This window comes from Pseudovibrio sp. Ad46 (assembly GCF_001623065.1).
In the GTDB taxonomy this organism is placed as follows: domain Bacteria; phylum Pseudomonadota; class Alphaproteobacteria; order Rhizobiales; family Stappiaceae; genus Pseudovibrio.
In genome coordinates this window covers 279,301-296,929 of sequence record NZ_LMCG01000041.1, presented here as the reverse complement: position 1 = coordinate 296,929, position 17,629 = coordinate 279,301, and the positions used below count along the sequence as shown (strand labels likewise).

Sequence of the window (17,629 nt, the reverse complement as noted above, 5' to 3'; positions counted from 1 at the left end):
GCAGCAACTTGTTGTTTGCAGTTGTGCTTCAGGCGCGTCTTAAACGCCGCCTGGTTGCCGCCTCGTAACCCCGGCACCTCACCACGCTATCCTGAAGTTAACCTGAAACTTTGAGTAAAGTTTGCACCGCAAAGCTCCGAAATCCGCCTTTAAGCCTCTTCCACGCCGCAACACCGGCCAGACCCTGTTGCGCGGTCGGCACTTTGGGTGAGCTGGTAAACGTCGACGAGGGTTTGCACTTCCAGTTTGGTGAGGACGTTGTGGCGGTGGATTTCTACGGTTTTGACGCTAAGGCCTAATGCATTGGCAATGCTTTTGTTTTGCAGGCCTTGTGCCAGATAACCCATCACCTCGCGTTCGCGGTTGGTGAGGCGGTCTACCTTCACTTTGGCCTGCGCTGTCAGGCAGCATTGGCTGGCGCGGTTTCGGGTCTCTGTTATCAGGTCTTGCAGTTTGTCAAGCAGGCCTTGCTCATCAAACGGCTTTTCCAACACATCGACAGCACCAAGGCTCATGGCACGCACGCCATCACGCAGGTTCGCGAAGGCAGAGATGACGATCACCGGCAAGTGCTGGCCCGAGGCACGCAGCTTCTCTAAAAGCCCGAGGCCACTGGTGCCGGGGATGCGCATGTCGGTGATGATGACGCCAACGCAAGGGCGTAGATCAGAACTCAGAAAATCATCAGCACGTTCAAAATCAACAGCCTTCAACCCGACGGACTCTACCAGACACACCAGCGCTTCCCGCATGGCGTCATCATCATCAATAATGATGATCACAGGCTCAGCCTCTGGTCCATAAAGCGGTTTAACTGGTTGTTGTGTCATGGTTTCCCTCAGTTTGTGAGCGGCTCAATGGCAGCCTCACTGTTGCGCATGTGCCTTCATCAAGCATCGGTTTCAGGGTCAACTCCCCATCGTGGCTGTCAACAATGCTAAACGCGGTGGCCAGCCCTAAACCCAGACTGCCCTTGCTGGAATAAAACGGCTCAAACACCTTCTCCTCCAGCTCTTTTGGAATACCAGCCCCTTGATCGCACACCCTAAGCTCACAGGCTTCTGCGGTCTGTTCCAGTTGAATGGAGATCACTCCGTCCTCAAGGCCAGCTTCCACCGTAGCATCAAGCGCGTTTTGCAGCAGAACCACCATGACCTGCCGCAATTGCACATCATCACAGCAGACGAACACAGGCTCTTGCGGAGAGTGCCATTGCAGCTGACAGGCATGTTTGGCGGCGAAGGTGCGCATCAGCATCACCGTTTCATCCACCAAATCGCGCAGGTCCACACGCCGCCGCGTCTCTGGCTGCTTGTTGAGGAAGCTACGCATGGAGTTGATGAAGTCGGAGGCCCGATTGGCTTGCTCGGAGATGCGGGTCAGTTGTTTTTGCAGCGTTTCTTCATCCGCCGTGCCACGGTCCAACCGCTGCCGCAGACTGTGGGCGAAGGTGGAGATGGCCCCAAGCGGTTGCTTGAGATCGTGCGCCAGACTGCTGGCAAGGATGTTCATGGAAGAAACACGCCCGGCATGGGCCAGCTCGCTTTCTAGCATCAGGTTGCGTTGCAGAGCGTTCGCCAGCTTGTCACTGGCCGTTTCCAGCTGGCGTGAGCGACGACGGACCAGAAATTCCACGTGCCCTACATGCAGCAGAAAAGCTCCGCTGAGCAGGATAATCACACCAAGCAGAAAGTAGTTCCGCTCCACCCAGTCCTTCAGGATCTGTCGCAGGTCCTTGTTGTAGGGATAAAGCGCCAGATCCCGGTAAACACGCTCAACCGCAGCATAGGAAACCGGCGCAATCCAATTGGCGTGGCCGAGCCATTCATCCGTGCAGGCGCCATCCGGCATAGAAAGCAAGGCCTGCGTGATGCGCGTTGCCAGCTGAGGCGAAACGCCGGGCACCTTTAAAAACGCCCAACCCGGATAAAGTTCCGTGGTTCTGGCACAGGCGAACTCCGGGTCATACTGCTGACCAAGAACACGAATTTGCGTTTTGTCCAGCTTGCCAGCAGCGCTCATGCTCTCCAACAGACAGGCGCGGACAATGCCGATCTGCACGTCTCCCTTCACCACCGCCTCCACCACCGTTTGCTGCGGAAAGCCCAGTGGTTTAACGCGTAAGTCAGGCTCATCACCTAGGCTTTGCTGTAAGCTGTGTTTGGCAGCAAGATATCCGCCAAAAGCTTCTGTCGAGACCACGCCCACACTTGCGCCTTTCAGCTCTGTCAGCCCCGTGATGCCACTGTCCGTTCGCGTAAAAATCACCGACCCGAGGTCGTGCATCTCATTCTTATTGACGTGAGAGCGTGCACTGGCGATGCGGCTGACGCCCGCAATCCGTTCCAACTGAAACGAGTGGCCGGGATTGGTGATGATGAAGTCCAGCTGGTCGGCCTGTTCAGCGATTTGTTGAAGGGTCAGAGGCAGATAGGAGAACTCCACATCCGGCAGCTCACGTTGTAAATGCTCAATGGTCGGCGCCCATGTGCGCTGGGTTTCCAAACTGCCGCGATAGGACAGGATGCCAACACGCACCATGTCAGAGCGCGCAAACACCGGACTGGCCGTCAGTTGGAGTACAACCAGCACAGCAAGAAAAAGTACAACACAAACAATGCGCTGAAGAAAGCCTCGCATGCAGCAGTTCCCAGGCTCAACGTATATTAGATAATCCGAAACAAACAGCGATCCTGCCGAATTGCAATAGGTATTTCACCTAGGGCGACGAAGCGCGGCAGGTTGTACCGCTTCTGCATTTACTTGGGGCCTGCCCTGTAGTTTACTCAGGGGAACGAAACCTTCACCTCTGCTGATTTTGAACACTCTGTCATTTACTGCAATCTATTAGGACCAGAACACCATATGATCGGCTATATCACTTTAGGTACCAACGACTTAGACCGTGCCTGTGCATTTTACGACGCCATTTTTGGGAAGATGGGTGCAACACGGGTCTTTGAAAACAACCGGCTCTATGCCTGGAGCTTTGGCGAGGGCAAACCGCTCATCGTCCTCAACACGCCTTATGATGGCGAAGACGCATCCGTTGGCAACGGCACCATGGTGGCTTTGCGGGTGGAAGATCGCGAAACCGTCGAGACCCTGCATACACTCGCCCTGCAACTGGGTGGCAAAGATGAAGGCCCTCCCGGCCCGCGCGGTGAAGCATTTTATGGAGCTTACTGCCGCGATCTGGATGGCAACAAGCTCAACTTCCACTGCTAACGGCCTTCAGATGTATCACAAAGCACAAAGGATTTGGCGAACCTGCGTAAACATGGCATTGGAATGATTATTCAGAGATTTCAAGTGCTCATACGGAAGGCCGCCAATGCTACGTTCTCTTCTTCTCACCGCGACTTGCGCAGTTTCGCTGCTGTCTCCTCTTGGTGCACAGGCTGATGAAGCAGAGAACGCCTTTGTGGAGGCCAACATCCTGTCGATCTTTTACCACGAGGTTGGCCATGCGGTGATTGACCAAATGCAGGTGCCGATCTTCGGGCAGGAGGAAGACGCCGCAGATGTGCTCTCAGTGCTGATGATTGACTGGCTTTATGAGGAAGAGGCCGCGCAGGAGCTCGCCTTTGACAGCGCGTTTGGCTACATCAACGATCCCGAAGGAGAAGAAGAGGTGGCGTGGTGGGATCTGCATGGACCTGATCAGCAGCGCTACTACAACCATATCTGCCTGTTTTATGGAGCAAATCCGGACAAGCGCGCGGAATTGGCTACAGACCTGGAGCTGCCGGAAGACCGGGCAGAAATGTGCCCGTTTGAGTACGAGCAAGCTGCCAGCAGTTGGGGCGCTGTGTTTGATGAGATGAAGCCAGGCTCCGGCGTTGCGATGACTTTTCAAGCGGGCACTGGCGCGGACGCAGAAGTCATCAATCACGTGCTTTCTGAGGAAATCAAAAGCCTGAAAGACGATATGTCTCTGCCCAACGAGGTCATCGTAAAGGTGGAAAGCTGTGGCGAGCCGAACGCGTTTTACGATCCTGAGGAGGTCTCCATCTCCTTCTGCACCGAGTTCATCCCGCACCTGAGATCCCTCTATCAGTCCAACTTGCAGAACTGATGTGCTTGTGTACTGGGGATCATAACTTGAGCCCCAGTTTGCTGATCCAACTGTGGCGCACAACTCGAAGAGTCCATTTCAGCTCATCACTCGGGATGAAATACCCGCCGATGCCAGAGGAAAACAGCAGGTCATACGTGCGCTCGGTAGATTTGTGCAGCGCCTGCTCAACCTCATCAGCAGAGCCCTCCGGCTTAATTGGGATCATCATGCAGATGGTGTCGGGCTCTTGCTCAATCACCTCAACGCGTACGCCTGCATCAAACTCATAACCCGTTGTTTCGCCAAGCGTTCCTTTCGGATCTGCAATCAGACGCTGGCGATACGCAGGATCGTTGATCATCCGTCGGTAGTCTTGCTCCGCAAAATCGCTGTTGTCGCGGTCTGTCATGCTTCCCTCTTCCCTTTCGCGATGGAAGAGCGGATGCCGAGCAGCTTGACCTTGTTATAAACCGAGGCAACCCAGACAAACATCTCCCCGCTGGACCACAAATCCATCTGGTTGAGATCCAATGTTGTATCAAGTGCACCCTCTTGTTTGGCAGGTGGAATAGTCAGATAAAGCGTGTCTTTGCGCTGCTGGATGATCCGGACTTTAACGCTGGGATCAACCTTCACTCCCAGCTCTTTAAGCGCAGCAGCTGCATCGCGCTGTGCCAGTTTCGCGAATGCCGGATCCTCCCACATGCGCTGGGTCAACAACAACTCAAAGTCTCTTTCCATTGCTGCTCTTCCTGTTTGACTGCACAAGATCAGAGAGAGCCTAAAGGCAGGACCTTAAGTCTTCGTGGTAACAAGTCTTGCATCTGAGAAGATGGCTTCAATCACTGCTTTTGCTTCTCTTTGTTCCTCAGCGATATTGTCTTTTCTGGCGTAGAAGAGCGTGCGAACTGCCTTCCAGAGAGCCCAGCCTATGGCGCGATCCCAGGTTTTTTGGTCGATGTTGACCGCAGTTTTGAAAATCTCGCGATTGACGCCGGAAAAGAACTTCCAGGTGATAACTAAGTCGCAGGCGGGATCGCCAACCGTGCATAAGCCGAAATCAATGACGGCACTGACGCAGCCATCCCGTGTGAGGATATTACCGTTTGAGAGGTCTCCCTGTACCCAAACTGCAGGCTTCTCCCATTTGGACCGAAGCGCTTGCTCCCAGATCATCAGCGCTGCGTCGGCATCAATCAGGTCAGTCACACCAGAAAGGCAAAAACGGGTCTCCTCATCATAGACGCTGAGATCACCACCACGGTAGCAGTTGTGATCTCCGGCTTCCGGTGCTCCTGTGGTATCGACAGCCCAGAGCGCATGCAGGAAGGTCGCGAGATCTCTCGCAAACTCGTTCATATCACGGACAGAATGAGCAGAGGCTGTCTCTCCCTCGATCCAGCGATAGACCGACCACGGATATGAGTAATCTGCATTTGGTTTGCCAAGGGCAACAGGTGCAGGAACCGCCACGGGCAGGTATTTTGCCAGTTTTGGCAGCCAGTTAAACTCCTTCTCGACCTGCGGAACATAGCCCGCAGCAGACGGCAAACGAACCTTCAGCTCATCGCCCAGGCGGAACGTGTTGTTGTCCCAGCCATCCTTCTCAACACGCTTGAGAGGCAGGGCGGCCCACGCGGGGAACTGCTCATCAAGCATCTTGCGCACCACCTCGGGCGCTATCGTCAAACGGCCATCACTCATTGAAACTCGCAATCACACATAAAAAATCAGCATTAAAAAAGGCGCGGTCGGAACCGCACCTTCAAGAAAGCAGAACTGAGTGTGTTTGCGAAGGGAAAGCCACAAAACCGGGGCAATCCCTTGAAAACTGTCGCCCTAAAGCGACACTAGGCAACGAACATCAGATAGAGGCCAAACAGCGCTGTAACCGCACCAAGCGCGCGCAGGAACATGCGTCCGCTGTTCCATTCGGTCAACGAGCCAAGCCCGATGCCGGATAAGCCAAGCGCGAAAGAGGAAACGGAAAAGCCGAGCGCATAGATCAACAGGCTGCTCGCGTTCGCCTCAGTGGCATGCGCCGCACCGTGGAACACAGCAAACACGCCAACAATCAGCGCACCCACCACCACAGGCAGTTTCAGAGCGAACGCCACCAGCAGGCCGATCACGATGACAGACGCCAGAATACCCGTCTCCACATACGGCACAACAACACCCATGTAACGAGCCCAGAACGCCATGAACATGACCAGCGTGAACACCAGCGGCCAGACAAGGCGCTTCTTAAGCAGAACCAGCGCAGCCCAAACACCGACGCCAACCATGGTGAGGATGTGGTCCAGCCCGCCAAGCGGGTGCCAGAGGCCGTGAAGGAAGTCCGCTTTGGCCTGTGCCGTGGAAAATGCGGCAGCCTGAGCTGGCAGAGCAATCAATATCAATACTGCCAGAAGACCCGTTAAACCGGCAGTTTCTCTCAATTTCATCAGTGTAACTTCCAATATTGAGCGCGCGACGCCACGCGCAGTCTATGTCGTCAGGTATGGTGCAGGGTGACCGCACAAGGTGACGCCAAACTGACTTGTTTTCGGTGATCAAGCAATCAAACCGCGTTCTTTTGGGAAAATCACACCGGATTGCTTGTAGAAAACATCATTGGAACTACTCAGTGAGAATGCAGCAGTAAAAAAGGGAGCCTGTGAGGCCCCCTTGGTAAATGCCTTAATGGGTCATCAGAACCGGGATCTTCATATCATGCAGCACCCGGCGCGTTGCCCCGCCAAACAGGTATTGCGCCAACCGGCTGTGGCCGTATCCGCCCATCACCAGCATATCCGCGTTGAGACGTTCTATCGTGCTCAGCAGAGCTGCTGAAACGGAACCGGAGACGTTGCTCATCACTTCCAGATGGATATTGACGCCATGGCGCTCGAAGTAACTACGAATATCCGTTAGTTCTGAATGCTTTGGCTCGTCATGCGGCGTGATCATCACAACAGAGACAGTGTCTGCATTTTGCAACATGGACATAGAGGCATGCGCTGCGTTGGAGGCAGGGCCGGAGCCATCCCATGCCACAGCTATGTTTCTGGGTGCAAACGCTTTTTCATAGGCGTGCGGCACAATGAGCGTCGCGACACCGGTGTCAAACACCATCGCCTCAATCATGGCAGCACGCATCGGTTCCGGCTTGGCAGGATCATCCTGTCGTATCACGGTAACATCACTCAAACGCCCCAGATGCATCAGCTCGTCAAACGTGCCGCCAAGGATGATGTCTGTGACGCGTGTTTCACCATCTATGCACGCGCCCTCAAAGTGTTTTGCGAAGCCTTCCAATGACTTATTGAGTGTCGCGGCGGACTGCTCCTGCAAGCGCTGTTCATAGTCTGGCGGCATTGGCCCGGCGGTGCACAGGTAGTAGGAGGTCTCGTAGTTGGGCACGACGCCAATCAGATAGGCATCTGTCAGCTTGGAGAGTTCAACGGCAACGCGGGATGCGACCTGATCACCGGACGTGTCGGTAAGGGTGACGACTGTTTTGATAGACATATCTGAACCTCCAATTGACTCAATTCATGAAGCGCAGAATGCGAAAAGCACCCACCTGTAGGTCGAGTTGCAAAGAATACCCTTCCCGCCTCATAGAGTGATAGTTGGCCTCAAACAGCCGCAAGTAAATTGGGTGCTATACTTAGCCTCCTACGAAATATTATAACCCTACGTACGCGCTATAACCTTAAGTCAACCTATGATAGACATAGGCAAACAGAACAACAGGCTGATTTTTACATTTTGAATATTTAAAGGCAAACAGCACAAAACTGCCCTATTGTGCAGTCTGCCTGGCGGAGTTCAACGGAATTGGCATAAATTGAAATGTATCCAACTCATTGGATTTGCGTTTCTTTTTCTAAAACCGAGCATCTGTGTTGAGGGCATTTTTGAATAATCTATAGTTTCAAAATGAGCTCGGACGAACCAGTTAAACCGGACATTCCAATTCCCGAACTCGAAAGTCTTTTTGATACGAGCATTCGTGTGTTTTTGGAAAAGGGGATTAAAGCTGCCACGATGAAAGACGTGTCGGAGGCGGTGGGCGTTTCTCTTGCCGCTCTGGAAGGCCGATTTACATCGAAACAGGGCTTGGTCGTCGCGGCGCTCAGTTGGTACTACCTCAAATATAGCCAGCAAATGCAATCGGTTATGGCTCTGCATTCCGATATCTACTCCGCCATGCAAGCAGCTTTCATGGAATTTACCGAGCTGTGCTGCGATGAGATCAAAGCGGAGAAAGGCCTCTTCTGGCTGACGCTTATCGATCTTGGTTACGTGGATAAAGAGCTCTGGGAGCAGTTTCAGGGGCTGCAGTTCAATTGGGAAGATCAGATCCGCGACAAGCTCGTTCAATGCCAGAATGAACTCAAAGATCCGGGCGAGATCGAGCTGCTAACCGGGTACTTTATGCTCATTTTTGAAGGGCTCTACGAGATGGTAAAGTTCGGCATGCCCGAGGAGAAGATCTTCAAACTTATCGAGGTTTCACTGGAAGCGTTGGGGAGTAGAATGAAGACAGGCGGGCGGTAAAAGCCGGTACTTGCTGGCGTTTTGCGGGTAGCCCAATGGAGGCGCCATAGACGCCCCCATTTCAGTGCACAGTGAGGAGTTTTTTATTTTGCAGTAGCACTGAGGGCGTTGCCCAGGGCGAACACGGATGCGAACAGCAGGACGATATCTTTCAAAAGGAACTGCCCCGGAATAACGGAGATCGCCAGCACGCCAGTGTCCGGAATGAACACGCCCGGCGTGGAAAAGAAGAAGCTGAAGGTCAACAGAAACGTACCGATTGCACCAAGCGCACCGAAGACCGCGAATTTAGGCGCGAAGAAGCGGGTGGTGAGTAACGCCGCGATGGTCAGCTCTGTAAGTCCGATGAGTTTGGACACAGCTCCTTCGGACAGGAATGAGTAAAGCCATCCAAGAAAGGGAGAATTCTCGACCAGTCCGCGAATTGCTCCGGCCTCATAAGCCGTAAACTTCATGCCACCAAACCAAAGGAACACGAGAATAAGGGCGGCGAAGATTCCGTTTTTTGCGATATCGGAGAACAAAGCACCCAGGGCGGCGTTGTCATCTGATTGAGTGGCAGACGCGTGAGTAAGATCAGTCATTTCAACCTCCTGTGTTGAATTTGGTAGTGTGTTGCGGCGGGTCTTGCCAGCCTGTGCACTTAGGTATATGTATTACGGACCGATGTGTCCATAATAAATTACGGACTGATCGGTAACATTGTTGTGAGCGGGAATTAATGTGATGGCGAGACCTCGGGAATTTGACCCCAAAACTGCGTTGGACAGAATACAGAGAGCTTTTTGGGAAAAAGGCTATCATGGCACCTCCATGCAGGACCTGGAGAGGATAACCGAGCTGAAGAAGCAGTCGCTCTACCGGGAATTTGGCAATAAAGACGCCATGTACGCGCGCGCGCTGAAGCTCTATCACGAGCGGGACATCAGCCACCTCGCACAGGTGATCTGCAAGGCCCCGGACGCAAAACAGCGATTTGTGGATCTGTTTGCAGCAGTGCTGGAGCCAGTGCGCAACGGCGACCGCAGCGGTTGCTTCCTGTGCAACTCCGCCATTGAGCACGCCCATGATGATCAGCAGATCCAGCTCAACGCGCAGGAAGGTATCCAGAGCACGCAAGACCTGTTCAACACCGCCCTCGCCGTCTCCGAGCCATACAAGAGTGATGATGCTTTGCGAAAGCAAAAGTCCATTCTATTGGCTGCAGGTTACTTCGGCCTGCGCGTCATGGTGCGCGGTGGCACGCCCTTGGCAGAGCTGGAAGAGACAGTCACCGTTCTGGTCGACACCATTTAGATGGGCCAGATTTGCTTAACAGGCGCAGTTATGTAGGCGTCGCCTCACTTTATAATTTCAGGATACTTTAAATGGCTGGTTATGTTCTTCACCACTACAATATTATCGACAGGTCGCGCATTGAGGAACTCGGCCCCAGATCCCTTCCTATTATCGAAAAATATGGTGGCGAGTTGATCGTCGCAACCCCAATAAAAACCCTTGCGGGATCAACATCCTACACGAATATGGTGATGTACAGATTCGAGAGTTTTGAGGCTGCTCTGACCTTCTATAACTCAGAGGAAATGGTGGAACTCAGAAAGTTCAGTAGCGAGGTCATCAAGGGATTTGCGACAGTCGTTCCGAGTCATTCGGAAACAGAAAGCGTTGTGAAATCAAGTTATTTCGCCAAAGAGGCCGCGAGTTGATCTTATTCCGCAGAGAATGCAACAGCTGGATGCAAACCGCTTTATCAGAGATGATCTTTTCTTTCTGCTTCGCACCATATTATCCTAACAATGCAAGTATTATGGTAGAACATATTTATTGAAGTAGGGAGTTCCGAAACCTCTTATTGGCCATCCGTTTATACTATACAGCGCGCCCAGAAGACAGGTGCGCCCAAGTTTTACCATACCGGGGGAATGCGTAAATGGCTTACCTGATTAATTTAGATTACAACAGCAGAGAACCTCAATTTGAGTTTCTGGATGAACCTCAAGATATGCCACTTTTTGGGCTTAGCAGTGGAAATATTCTTGATCCCAATCGTTTCCCGACCAAAGCAAAAGAGGAAACAAAGAAAAAGGTTATTCCCGATATCTTTTCCATGCCAGGACTGAATGCAGTCTCTCAGCGCTTCAAAGATCGGGTGGAAGAGTTTGAGCCGGGAGTTCATCAGTTTCTCCCACTTGAGCTGTTTAAGAAAACAGGTGAGCCGATTGATGGCAATTTTTACATCTTCAACTGCGGAAAACGTCTGGATGCGGTGTTGAACAAGCATTCTCCAGTGGGGTGGGGGAAGCCTGACGACTTTACGGGCAAGCCTAAGTTAAACATTCATAATGGCAATACCAACTACCTGAGCGTCTCTCGCATTAAGGGGCACCATTTTTGGTGTTCTGACTATCAACGCATTATTGGCGTTTATGTCTCCAATGAGGTCTTCAAGCGCCTTAGCAAGGAAAAGTTCAAATATTTCAAATTCAAACGCTGGCCCGAGCTTGATGAACCATGGTTGCCTGAAGAAAACATTGGCCCATTTCTCGAGTGGGAAGCCGCTCAACAGTATTGATCTGGCTTGAGTTAATGCAAGCCGAAACCGCAGATAGCGGTAAGTTGAAATTTTGCCATTCAACCACTTGATAAACATAGTTCGCCATTTCCCAACACAAAGGCTGGCAAAGCCTATAACCTCGCCAGCCGGATTTCTCATTAAGTTACAGCCTTATACGGACTGGACCTTGTAAAGGAAGTCATCGATCTGCTCACGCAGGTCAACAACCTCTTGCCGCACAGAAGAGGCGGTTTTGGAGACCAGGTCAGAGGACTGATTGGTTTTCTCTGCTGCTTGCGCCACCAGCACCATGTTTTCAGAAACGTTCTGCGTACCCGTTGCTGCCTGATGCACGTTTTCAGTGATCTCGGCAGTGGCCGCGCCCTGTTGTTCAACAGAGGCCGCAATGTTGGATGAAAACTCGTTAACCTGCCGGATGCTGGAGGTGATTTCCTGAATAGCTTCAACGGCATCCTTGGAGGAGCCTTGAATCTCCGCGATCTGCTGAGAGATTTCTTCAGTCGCCTTAGAGGTCTGGCTTGCCAACTCCTTCACCTCGGTTGCCACAACAGCAAAGCCCTTGCCCATCTCACCGGCACGAGCTGCCTCAATGGTGGCGTTGAGCGCTAGCAAGTTGGTTTGCTCGGCGATGTCCTGAATGAGATTGACCACCTCACCAATACGCTGCGCCGTGCCGTCCAGATCCAGCACTTTGGTGTTGGTGGCCTGTACTGCATCGTTGGTTTGGGTGATCACCTTGTTGGTGCGGGCAATCTGCTGCGCAATCTCTTCAATGGAGGTTGAAAGCTCCTCAGAAGCAGAGGCCACCGTCTGTACGTTCGCTGTTGCTTCTTCAGAAGCCGCAGAGGTTGCTGTGGTTTGAAGGTTTGTGTTCTCGGCAATATCCGCCAGATCTTTAGAGGTCTGCTCCAGCTCATCAAACCGACTGTGAATGACCGTCAGAGCGGTTTCTGCGGTGCCGGAGAACGCCTCAATCAGTTTGGATGATTCCTTCTGACGCTCCACCTCGCGCAAATGCTCCTTCTCAGCTTCTGACTGCAAGCTCTGGCGTTCTGAGACCGCAGTTACAAACACTTTCAAGGCGTTAGCCATCTGACCGATTTCGTCAGAACGGCCTGTATACTGCACCTCATCGGAAACATTGCCATCAGCAAGAGATTGCATTCGGTGGGTCAGATTGACGATTGGACGGGCAATGGAGTTGCCGATGAACCATAAAATAATGCAACCGATCAGGCCGGAAACCACCGCTGCAATCAATGCCATATCGCGTGTATTGCGGGCACCGGCTGTCAGCTCCTCAGTGGTGACGGACATGCCGGCAAACCAGGACTGATCTGTCGTACCCAGTTGAAACTTCTCGAAAATAAACAGGCGGTCACCAACCTCTTGCATGTTCGCCTTGTCGCGGACACCGCTCATGATACTCGCAATAACCGGGCGGACTTTCTCGCCCAAAACAGAGCGGTCACTGTGGCTGACCCAAAGCCCGTCTTCACTGACCACGGCCAGACGACCTGTGTCATAGAAGTTGGCGGCACCCATTTTTTCTTGCAGCTTGTCGAAATCAACATCGATCACCACAACACCAACGGCCTCGCCTTTCGCGTTCAGGATTGGGTCCAGAACGGAAGCGGAGAGGATTTTTTTGCCTTCAACATCAAAGGTGTAAGGCTCAGTCACGAATTGGCTTTTCTGCTGTATCGCCCTGCGCATACGCAGTTGAACATCAGCGCGGCCAATGTCTGCTGTCAGGGATTGGACGCTGCCATCTTCCATATAGAAGTAGGGAACGAACTGGCCGGTGTCAGAAGCGTATTTCTTGCCAACGTAATCAGCATCTTTGCCTGCAACATCCGGCTGAAGGAAGACGGCGATGCCGAGAATGTCCGTTGTGCCGCGCAAGGCCGCTTCTGTCATGAGCGCGATGTTGGTGCGCGAAGCGTCTCCACTGTCGATTTCAGCGCCGTAAGTGCGTGCAAGTGTTGTGGAAATAACCTGCGACTCTTTTAAAAGATCCTGCGCTGTAACAGCCAGTCCAGATGCAACCGAGTTGAACAGGGTCCGACTGTCTTGCTCAGCCGTTTGCATGCTGAGGTAGGTTCCGATCGAAATTACGAGCGATGAGGCAACGAGAAGGACCGCTGCTGATGCGCTGACAATGCGATGACTTAGTTTCATTTTCTGCTTCGCCATACTGTAGAAATCAGTATGGGTTCCGCCATCTCTCACTCATATGATGCTGGTTTCAACCACCTGTGGTTGATTGCCACTTTCCTTGCGTAAATACAACAATAGCCATTATTATAGTTTTGTTAATATTTAACTGAATTTATCATCATAATACATACAAAGATAAGCTTAGATCAGATATTATCCCTGATAAAGAACCCATTTTATTGGACAATACTAAAATAAAACTATTATCACTATTAGGGATTATCCTAAGTGCGCAATACATGCTTTGGATTTAAACTTTGAAAAACTCAAAACTACAGCGGTACTAGTACCTACATCTTTTACTCAGGGCATCTCATCAACGGCAGGTTGCTGCCACGTCTCCACGGCACGTCTTGAACTGAGGGAATAACGGCATGATCTTGTGCGACCCTGCTGAGGGGGCCAATTTTCTACAAAAAAACGCTGAGCCCGTTTCCGTTGCTATGTAAGCCCCAAAACCAAAACGGGGTGAAACCCGCAGGCCTCACCCCAATTCCACCAATTATCTCAGAAGGTTACATTCAGGCAGGCACCTTCTCCTGCTTTGCGTTGTTTTGTGCGTTACTAAGTGCAGATATGCGTCGTTCGCGAAGCTTCAGCGCTTTTTCCGCATTGCCCGCTCGTACGTGACCATACCCGCGCACTTTCACCGGCCAACTCAGCAGATCATGCGCAGCTTTCTCACCAGCCTCCGCCAAACGAGTGCAGACCAGATTCATGTCCGCCTCATATGATGAGCGCATTTCATTTGCCAGAACGCGCTCCTCATTGTTGCGGAACGGATCAAGGAACGAGCCGCGCAGACCTTTGAGGCTAGACAGGACCGTGAATAACTTCATCATCCACGGGCCGAACTCGGTCTTCACCGGCAAACCAGTCACGCGGTCTTTTTTGGCAAAGGGACCGCCCCCAATGTGGAAGCGTACATCCAGATCGCCCTCGAAAGTTTCCGCGAGGCTTTGCTTGAAGGATGGCTGTGAGAACAGGCGCGCAACTTCAAACTCGTCCTTATGCGCCAGTAGACGGAAATATTGCGTCGCGGCGGTGCGAAGTATCTGTTCACCTGCTCCAGCCTTTTTCAGCGCAACCAGCTTTTGACGGTAAAGTTTGCCAAGGCTGCTGCCCTGATAATCCTTGAGGCGGTTCACCCGGTCCTCAATCAGCTCTTCCAGCGGCAACGGGCGGTCGAGCTTCACTACAGTCGCAACCGGTGCCCGTGCTTTGGCGACCCGCTCCGGGTCCAGCACCATCAGGCGGCCCCAGTTGAAGGCCTCGAAGTTCTTGTCGCGGGCCACACCGTTCAGCTCAATGGCCTGACGGATGGAACCGAGTGTCACCGGAATAAGGCCGCGCTGCCAGGCGGCACCAAACAGCATCATGTTTGCCATCACCGCGTCCCCGCACAGGTCTTTCGCAGCCTGTGTGGTGTCGAAGTAATCCAATCGGTCACCAACCGCCTCGCTCAACCGCGCCTGCAGGTTGGGCGTGTTGATGTCCCAATCCGGGTTCTTGGAAAAGTCGATGGTCGGCACTTCTTCCGTGTTCACCACCACCTGAGCGGAGCCCTGTCGCAGCGTTGTCAGCGTCTCGTCACCTGCTGTCACCACCAGGTCACAGCCGATCACCACATCCGCTTCGCCAACAGCCAATCGTGCGCTTTGCAGCCCATCCACGGATTTGGCGATGCGCATATGCGTCATCACCGCCCCGTACTTTTGCGCAAGGCCCGTCAGGTCCAGTGTAGAAACGCGGCTGCCATCCAAATGCGCTGCCATGGAGAGGATCGCCCCGATGGTGACAACACCGGTGCCACCAATACCAGTCACCAGCAGTCCTGTTGCGCCGTTGATTGCGGGCAACTCCGGCTCTGCCAACAGTTCATCGCCAACGCTTTCAATCTGACGCTCTGCAGGTGTGGTGGCCTTTTTCGGCTCTGCACCATGAATGGTCACGAAGCTTGGGCAGAAGCCCTCAACACAGGAAAAATCCTTGTTGCAGCTGGATTGGTTGATCTGCCTCTTGCGACCCAGAGGCGTTTCCAGCGGCTCAATGGAAAGGCAGCCAGACTTCTCACCACAATCGCCACATCCCTCGCAGATGTCCGGGTGAATGTAAGTGCGGACCTTCGGGTCCTCCCACTTGCCACGCTTGCGCAGGCGGCGGCGCTCGGTGGCGCAGGCCTGATCATAAATCAGCACCGTCACACCTTGCATCTCACGCAGATCGCGCTGCACCGCTTCCAGCTCCCGGCGGTGGTGCACCTCAACGCCTGCCGGAATGGATTGAGCCTGCACCCGCTCCACATCCTCGGTCACCACAACCACCTTCTTCACGCCCTCATTGAGCGCGGCGGTGATGAGCTGGGGCACGGATTGCTCGCCATCAACGGGCTGTCCGCCCGTCATGGAAACAAAGCCGTTGACCAGCAATTTGTAGGTCATGGTTGCATCAGCGGCCACAGCCTGACGCATGGCCAGAAAGCCCGAGTGGAAGTAGGTGCCGTCGCCCATGTTGGCGAACACATGCGGCTCATCGGTAAACGGTGCCTGACCCACCCAGTGCATACCCTCGCCGCCCATTTGAGAGGGGGCCTTGGTCTTCACCGGATCATTAAAATACGCAATGGTGTGGCAGCCAATGCCTGCCAGCGCGCGGCTACCATCCGGTACTTTGGTGGAGGTGTTGTGCGGGCAACCGGAACAGAACGATGGACGGCGCACCGGCCCCGGCTTCAGCTTGATCGGCACCGGCACTTTGGCCTTCAGCTCCTCATCCTCCAAAAACTCTGCAATGGCAGAGGCCACCTGATTGGCAGCAAGCACGCCAGAGTTCGGCAACAGACCCTTGCCCTGCACCTTTAACGAAATGCCCGCATCAAACAGGATGGTTTTCAGCTGATCCTCAACAACAGGACGCTTTTCTTCCACCACAAGGATCTTCTTGAGACCCTTGGAGAACGCCTCGATGATCTTAGGGTCCAGCGGCCACACCATGCCAATTTTCAAGATTCGAATGCGGCGCTTTTCCGTTTCAAGAGACGTAAGGCCCAGCTCGTTCATGGCCTGACGCAGATCAGAATAAGATTTGCCCGAGGCGATGATGCCCACCTCCGGCTCATGCGCATCGTGAGTGATCTGATTGATGTTGTTGGCCTGCGCAAAGGCCAGCGCACGTGGAATCTTCTCTTCCAGCAGCCGCTTTTCCTGCTGCACGGGCAGGTCGATCTCACGAATCCAGACGCCGCCCTGCGGGTCTTTCAGGTCCGGCTTCAGCACCTCAATGCGGTCCAGATCCACCTCCACGGTGGAGGCGCTTTCCACCACATCCGTCACCAGCTTCACGCCCACCCAGCATCCGCTGTAACGGCTCATCTCCACGGCCAGAATGCCGTAGTCCAGAATATCCTGCGGGTTGGCGGGGTAAAGTACTGGCATGCCAGAAGCAATCAACGCATGGTCCGACTGGCCTGCAACGGTGGAGGACTTGGCCGCGTGGTCATCCCCACACAGCGCCACAACACCGCCCTTGGGGTGCGTGCCTGCAAAGTTGGCATGGCGGAAGGCATCGCCAGAACGGTCTACCCCCGGCGTTTTGCCGTACCAGAAGCCAACCACGCCATCCTTGTTGCGCATCTTCATGTTGCCCACGTGCTGTGAGCCCCAGATCGCCGTTGCCGCCAGATCCTCATTCACGCCCGGCTGAAATACAATGCTGTGCTTATCCAGATGCAACTGCGCCCGCCACAGCTCCATATCGTAACGCCCAAGCGGAGAGCCGCGGTAACCAGAGATAAAAGCACCCGTATTCAGCCCCGCCAGCTCATCACGCATACGCTGCTGCAACGGAAGGCGCACCAGTGCCTGATTGCCTGTGAGAAAGACAACGCCGCTGGTCTGGGTGTACTTGTCATCCAGCGACGGGGCGTTGTGGCTCTTTGACGGGGTCGGCACACTGCTTTTTTCTTCAGAAACCATCAGATAACTCTCACAAATGTCTGGCGTTGCCGGGGTGCGGCAGGAAATTATCTGCGATGAAAAGACCCAAGATTTTTTGGAGATTTGATTATGAGGTGCGGCCTACTCGCAATATTACGTAGACCCATACTGCATGAAATATCAGCGGATGTACAATAATCCCTTTGAATACAACAGATACCCAAACTGAACGCCCTGAAGCCTCTGATTTCCTTGAGACTTCAGCAGTCCGCTACGGCAGTTTCGACGAGG

At 53.3% G+C, this 17,629-nt stretch carries 16 protein-coding genes; 6 read left to right on the top strand and 10 right to left on the bottom strand.

The window, feature by feature from the left end:
- Positions 1-149: 149 nt before the first annotated feature.
- Both PsAD46_RS10605 and PsAD46_RS10600 read right to left on the bottom strand, forming a co-directional pair.
- Entirely contained in the window at positions 150-830 is a 681-nt protein-coding gene (locus PsAD46_RS10605) for a response regulator (RefSeq protein WP_057462317.1), read from the bottom strand.
- Entirely contained in the window at positions 811-2,640 is a 1,830-nt protein-coding gene (locus PsAD46_RS10600; protein WP_063306797.1) for a sensor histidine kinase, read from the bottom strand. The genes PsAD46_RS10605 and PsAD46_RS10600 overlap by 20 nt, the downstream gene beginning before the upstream one ends.
- 225 nt (positions 2,641-2,865) lie before the next feature.
- On the opposite strand from PsAD46_RS10600, the gene PsAD46_RS10595 reads away from it, so the two are divergent.
- Together PsAD46_RS10595 and PsAD46_RS10590 are read left to right on the top strand one after the other, a co-directional pair.
- Entirely contained in the window at positions 2,866-3,228 is a 363-nt protein-coding gene (locus PsAD46_RS10595; protein ID WP_063287930.1) for a VOC family protein, read from the top strand.
- A gap of 106 nt (positions 3,229-3,334) precedes the next feature.
- Positions 3,335-4,078, top strand: a complete 744-nt coding sequence (locus PsAD46_RS10590) for a DUF4344 domain-containing metallopeptidase (RefSeq protein ID WP_063306796.1) — start codon at positions 3,335-3,337, stop codon at positions 4,076-4,078.
- A gap of 19 nt (positions 4,079-4,097) precedes the next feature.
- On the opposite strand, the gene PsAD46_RS10585 is transcribed toward PsAD46_RS10590, so the two are convergent.
- The 5 genes from PsAD46_RS10585 to PsAD46_RS10565 form a co-directional block, all read right to left on the bottom strand.
- A complete protein-coding gene (locus PsAD46_RS10585; RefSeq protein ID WP_063306795.1) occupies positions 4,098-4,469 on the bottom strand; it encodes a nitrile hydratase subunit alpha in 372 nt (123 codons plus the stop codon).
- Entirely contained in the window at positions 4,466-4,801 is a 336-nt protein-coding gene (locus tag PsAD46_RS10580; RefSeq protein ID WP_063306794.1) for a hypothetical protein, read from the bottom strand. The genes PsAD46_RS10585 and PsAD46_RS10580 overlap by 4 nt, the downstream gene beginning before the upstream one ends.
- Before the next feature lie 54 nt (positions 4,802-4,855).
- Positions 4,856-5,764 carry an aminoglycoside phosphotransferase family protein gene (locus PsAD46_RS10575; RefSeq protein ID WP_063306793.1) on the bottom strand — a complete coding sequence of 303 codons (909 nt, stop codon included), beginning with the start codon at positions 5,762-5,764 and terminating at the stop codon, positions 4,856-4,858.
- Between the two features lie 146 nt (positions 5,765-5,910).
- Entirely contained in the window at positions 5,911-6,507 is a 597-nt protein-coding gene (locus PsAD46_RS10570) for a HupE/UreJ family protein (RefSeq protein WP_063292926.1), read from the bottom strand.
- Positions 6,508-6,742: 235 nt separating this feature from the next.
- Positions 6,743-7,573 carry a universal stress protein gene (locus PsAD46_RS10565; RefSeq protein WP_063306792.1) on the bottom strand — a complete coding sequence of 277 codons (831 nt, stop codon included), beginning with the start codon at positions 7,571-7,573 and terminating at the stop codon, positions 6,743-6,745.
- A gap of 414 nt (positions 7,574-7,987) precedes the next feature.
- Between PsAD46_RS10565 and PsAD46_RS10560 the strand changes: the two genes are divergently transcribed.
- Positions 7,988-8,608, top strand: a complete 621-nt coding sequence (locus tag PsAD46_RS10560) for a TetR/AcrR family transcriptional regulator (protein WP_063306791.1) — start codon at positions 7,988-7,990, stop codon at positions 8,606-8,608.
- 83 nt (positions 8,609-8,691) lie between these two features.
- Here the strand turns inward: PsAD46_RS10560 and PsAD46_RS10555 are convergent, their stop codons facing one another.
- On the bottom strand, positions 8,692-9,192 hold the full coding sequence (locus PsAD46_RS10555; protein WP_057462307.1) for a DUF417 family protein: 501 nt from the start codon (positions 9,190-9,192) through the stop codon (positions 8,692-8,694).
- A gap of 142 nt (positions 9,193-9,334) precedes the next feature.
- Here PsAD46_RS10555 and PsAD46_RS10550 point away from each other — a divergent pair, with 142 nt between their 5' ends.
- The 3 genes from PsAD46_RS10550 to PsAD46_RS10540 all read left to right on the top strand — a co-directional run bounded on the left by PsAD46_RS10550 (position 9,335) and on the right by PsAD46_RS10540 (position 11,180).
- Positions 9,335-9,904 carry a TetR/AcrR family transcriptional regulator gene (locus PsAD46_RS10550; protein WP_208981777.1) on the top strand — a complete coding sequence of 190 codons (570 nt, stop codon included), beginning with the start codon at positions 9,335-9,337 and terminating at the stop codon, positions 9,902-9,904.
- A gap of 71 nt (positions 9,905-9,975) precedes the next feature.
- The gene (locus PsAD46_RS10545; protein ID WP_063292930.1) at positions 9,976-10,314 is read left to right on the top strand and encodes a DUF1330 domain-containing protein; all 339 of its coding nucleotides are present in this window, start codon (positions 9,976-9,978) and stop codon (positions 10,312-10,314) included.
- 224 nt (positions 10,315-10,538) lie between these two features.
- On the top strand, positions 10,539-11,180 hold the full coding sequence (locus PsAD46_RS10540; RefSeq protein ID WP_063292931.1) for a DUF1629 domain-containing protein: 642 nt from the start codon (positions 10,539-10,541) through the stop codon (positions 11,178-11,180).
- Positions 11,181-11,333: 153 nt separating this feature from the next.
- Here the strand turns inward: PsAD46_RS10540 and PsAD46_RS10535 are convergent, their stop codons facing one another.
- Together PsAD46_RS10535 and PsAD46_RS10530 are read right to left on the bottom strand one after the other, a co-directional pair.
- Complete coding sequence (locus PsAD46_RS10535; RefSeq protein ID WP_208981776.1) at positions 11,334-13,364, bottom strand: methyl-accepting chemotaxis protein; 2,031 nt, start codon at positions 13,362-13,364, stop codon at positions 11,334-11,336.
- Positions 13,365-13,924: 560 nt separating this feature from the next.
- The gene (locus tag PsAD46_RS10530) at positions 13,925-17,377 is read right to left on the bottom strand and encodes an indolepyruvate ferredoxin oxidoreductase family protein (protein ID WP_063306788.1); all 3,453 of its coding nucleotides are present in this window, start codon (positions 17,375-17,377) and stop codon (positions 13,925-13,927) included.
- Positions 17,378-17,629: the final 252 nt, after the last annotated feature.